Origin of the sequence: Cellulomonas jepli (assembly GCF_047229345.1) — a bacterium.
Lineage (GTDB): Bacteria > Actinomycetota > Actinomycetes > Actinomycetales > Cellulomonadaceae > Cellulomonas_A.
In genome coordinates, this window is record NZ_JBFTER010000178.1 from 1 (window position 1) to 4253 (window position 4253).

The 4253-nt window shown below is 76.7% G+C and carries 3 protein-coding genes; 1 reads left to right on the plus strand and 2 read right to left on the minus strand.

What is annotated here, in order from left to right; genetic code table 11:
• Together AB6N24_RS22750 and AB6N24_RS22755 are read right to left on the minus strand one after the other, a co-directional pair.
• Positions 1 to 2177 (minus strand): ATP-binding protein (locus AB6N24_RS22750; protein ID WP_412871632.1); only part of this gene is annotated, 2177 nt, incomplete at its 3' end.
• Positions 2178 to 2206: 29 nt separating this feature from the next.
• Positions 2207 to 3052, minus strand: coding sequence for an alpha/beta hydrolase (locus AB6N24_RS22755; protein ID WP_412871633.1), 846 nt, complete (start codon positions 3050 to 3052; stop codon positions 2207 to 2209).
• 635 nt (positions 3053 to 3687) lie between these two features.
• On the opposite strand from AB6N24_RS22755, the gene AB6N24_RS22760 reads away from it, so the two are divergent.
• The coding region (locus tag AB6N24_RS22760; protein WP_412871634.1) for a TerD family protein at positions 3688 to 4253 on the plus strand (566 nt) is incomplete at its 3' end.

Genomic DNA, 4253 nt, shown 5'->3' on the forward strand with positions numbered 1-4253 from the left:
AGCCACGCCCGTCCCTCGGGCCCCAGCCGCCCGCCGCGGGGACGCCCGCGCTCGGCGACCCGCGCCGCGCGGGCGAGGAGCGCCGTGCCGTGCTCGACGAGGTCCGTGGCGTCGGCCCCGACGAGCCGGCGCCCGTGCGCGTCGTCGGCGAGCGCGGCGATCGTGAGCGCCGCGAGCCAGATGGCGCCGAGGAACGTCTCGCTCCAGGTGCGTCCCAGGTGGTCGATGAGCCGCTGGCCGACGGACGCGGCCTCCTCGACCTCACCCGTCCAGGTCAGCGCGTCGATGAGGCAGCCGCCCGAGAGCAGCGCGATCTGCGCGTCGCGGTCCCAGCCGGGCTCGAACGCGCGGCCCCGCGCGACGGCGTCCGCGTCCCCGCGCGCCACCGCGGCGTACAGCCCCACCGACGCCATCAGCCCGGGCTGGAGCTCGATCAGCGGCTCGCTGCCGAGGCGCGGGGGCGTCAGGTCACCGAGGGCGTAGCGCACGAGCTCGGCGAAGAAGCGCAGCGCGACACCGAACTCCGTCCAGGCGAGCCCGGTCGCCGCCGACTCGTCCAGCCCGCGCGCGAGGACGCGGGACGCCGCGCCGAGCTGGCCGTCGTAGTAGAAGGTCGTCGCGAGGTTGTACGTGCAGCGCTGCGCGGTCACGAGGTCGCCCGCGTCGCGGGCCCGGCGCTCGGCGGTGGCGAGCAGCTCGGCGGCGTGCGCGGGGTCGTCGACGACGAGCACCGCGAGGGTCGCGAGCGCGTCGGACTCCGCCGCGGCCTCGCCGTGCTCGCGCGCGACCTCGACGGCCCGGGTGGCCGACGCGCGGGCGTCGTCGTCCCGGTCGGCCATGAGCGACGCGCGGGCGTGCGTCGCGAGCACCCACGCGAGCTGACGGGGCTCGGGGTCGTCCTCGAGGGCCTGCGTGGCGTTGCGCAGCGCCTCGAGCTCGTGGTCCGCCGCGAGCAGGTGCCGCGCGAGCTCGGTGCGGAGCGCGACGCGGCGGCGCGGGTCGGCCTCGGCTGCGGCGACCGCCTCCCGGGCGAGGGTGATCGCCCGCTCGACCTGCCCGGACCGGCTCGCGGCGTCCGCCGCCCGCTCGAGCACGTCGACCCGCACGACGCCCACGAGCGCGCCGGCGTCCGGCACCGACTCCCAGAGCCGCAGCACGGTCTCGAGGTGCCGCAGCTCCTCCGCGGGGGCGAGCACGCACGCCGCGTCCTGCGCGGCACGCCACGACCCGTCCACGGCCACGGGCAGGTCGTGCGACTCGAGCGCGTGCACCACGAGGCGCGAGAGCGGCCCGAGCGACGGGTCGTCGCGCAGCACCCGCAGGTAGGCGCGGTGCAGCGCGACCTGCTCGCCCGGCAGCAGGTCGGTGTAGACGGCCTCGGCGAGCAGCGCGTGCCGGAACGCGATCCGGCCCTCCTCGCCCACGAGCACGTGGTGCGCGACGGCCTCCCGGAGCGCGTCGTCCAGCGACCACGCGCCGAACCCCGCCTCCGGGTCCGCCGCGACGGCGCGCAGCAGCGGCTCGGTCACCCGGCGACCCGCGACCGACGCGATGCGCGCGAGCTGCTGGACCGCCGGGTCGAGGTGCTCGAGGCGCGCGCGCAGCACGTCCGCGAGGGTCCACGGCAGCGTCTCGGGGCCCGACCGGGCGTCGAGCAGCTCCTCCGCGAAGTACGCGTTGCCCTCCGAGCGCTCGGCGACACGCAGCAGGTCCGCCTCGGGCAGCGGGTGCCCGACGAACGCCGCCGCGAAGTCGCGCAGCTCGTCGCGCGTGAACGCGGGCAGGTCGATGCGCTCGACGCGCGGGTGCCGGGACATCTCGGCGAGCATCGGGCGCAGCGGGTGGCGCCGGTGCAGGTCGTCCGTCCGGTAGCTCGCGACCACGAGGAGGTGCTCGTCGCGCAGCCGCGCCACGAGGAAGCGCAGCACGTCCCGGCTGGACGCGTCCGCCCAGTGCAGGTCCTCGATCACGAGCAGCAGCGGCGCCCCGGGGCGGCCGACGGCGCCGAGCACCGCGGCGACCCCGAGCCCGACGACCGCGTAGCCGAGCCCCGACCAGCCCTCGGCCCGGCTCGCCACCACGAAGGTGAGCGCGAGCGTCACCGCGACCACCGCGGCCGGCACGGCCACGGTCGTGACGGCGGCCCGCAGCACGTCCCGACGCATCCCCACAGCCACGAGCGGACCGTAGCAGTGGCGCCGGTCGCTCAGGCGGTGGGGTGCAGCGCCCAGCGGAGCGCGTCGGGCAGCAGGACGCCGCCGTGGTTGGGGCTGTGCCCGCCGTCCCCGAGCACGAGCCGGAGGTCGTAGCCCGCCTCCGCCAGCGCGGCGGCGACGCGCAGGTTCTCGGCGAGCCAGTTCCTCGTCGGTGCACCCCAGTTCAGGTCCCGGTGCCCGGCCTGGAGGAACACCCGCAGCGGCCTCGCCTCCGTGCGGGCCAGGAGGTCCGGGTACGGGTTGCCGCCGGGCATCTGGGCGAAGCTCGACAGGAAGCAGACGACGCGGCGGAAGCGGTCCGGGCGCAGCCAGGCGGCCGTCAGCGCGGCGTTGCCCCCGCTGCTCCCGCCGCAGATCCCCCACCGCTCGGGGTCCTCCGTGACCCGGTACCGTGCGGTGACGAGCGGCAGGACCTCGTCGAGCAGGAGGGTCGCGTAGCGGTCGTCGAACGCGTCGTACTCGACGTTGCGGTTCTTCGGGTGCTCGCTCCCGACGACGACGCCCGGCTCGACGAAGACGCCGATCGTGAACGGGATGTCGCCCCGGTGGACGAGGTTGTCCAGGACGACCGCGCCGCGGACCTCGCCGTCCGGGTCGAGGTACCACCAGCCGTCGTTGAACACCATGACGGCCGCGGGCGGGGCCGTGCCGTCGTGCGCGGGGACGTGGACCCAGACCCTGCGCGACGTGCCGGGGTAGACCGTGCTGCCGGACCACTCCAGCTCGACCGTCTCCCCCTCCGGCACTCCGGCGCGCGGCTGCGAGTCGGGACCGTGCGCGTACCGGACGTCCGAGAGGTCGAGCGGGAGCGGGCGGTACGGCACGAGGGCGGGCACGCCCTGGACCCTAGGGCGCGCGGGCGCCGAGGTCGACGGGCCGACGGGCGCCGGCACGCACGCGGACGGGGTCAGGGTGGACGATCGACCGAGCACGACGCGCAGAGCAGGCAACCCGCGAACCGACCACCGACCACCGAGCCGACGGAGCACCTCATGACCGAGCCCACCCTCGCCGTCACCGGTGCCACCGGCCACGTCGGCGGCCTCGTCGCCGGGCACCTCGACGCCGCCGGCCGCGCGCACCGCCTGCTCGTCCGCGACCCCGCCGGTGCGCGCGTCCCCCGGCTCCCCTCGGTGACCGGGGTCAGGCGCATCGACTACGCCGACCACGACCTGTCCCTCGCCGCGCTGCGCGGGGTCGACGCCCTGGCGCACCGCGCTGGCAGCTCGACGCCTGGGTCAGCACGTACACGGCGATCGCGAGCGGTGTCATGGCGGAGCCGTCCGACGCGGTCGAGCGGGTCACCGGCGTGCCCCCGACCGACCTGCGGAGCTTCCTGCAGCGCGGCTGAGCCCACCGGAGACGATTCATCCTCGGCTGTTTCGGGCGGAGCCGTCCGGCCGTCCCGCCCGGCCGGTAGATTCCCCGTGGCCGGTGCCTCGCCCGGTCGGCGACCCACGGAAGGATCCTGGTGGACCAGCTCACCAAGGGGGCCAACGCCCCGCTGACCGCGTCCCGCGTCACGCTGACCGTCGACGTCCCGGCGCCCGCGGACATCTCGGCCCTGCTCGTCACGGAGAGCGGCAAGGTCCGCTCCGACGCCGACTTCGTCTTCTACAACCAGCCGACCGGGCCGGGCGTCCGGTGCCTGCAGCCGTCGGCCGGGCAGCCGTGGCGGGTCGAGGTCGACCTCGACGCCGTGCCCGCGGACGTCCACGCGGTCCGCGTCGTCACGAGCCTCGACGACATGACGGCCGCGTTCGGCCGGGTCGGCCAGCCGGTCGCGCACGTCGCCGACGGCTCCGGCACCCCGCTCGTCGAGTTCGCCATGACGGACCTGACCACGGAGAGCATCGTCGTCGCGCTCGAGCTGTACCGCCGGGCGGGTGCGTGGAAGGTGCGCGCCGTCGGGCAGGGGTACGCGGGCGGGCTCGCCGACCTCATCACCGACCACGGCGTGTCCGTCGACGACGAGCCCGCACCCGCCGCCTCGCCGGCCGTCGCGCCCCCGGCCCCCGCCGTCGCGCCGCCCGCGCC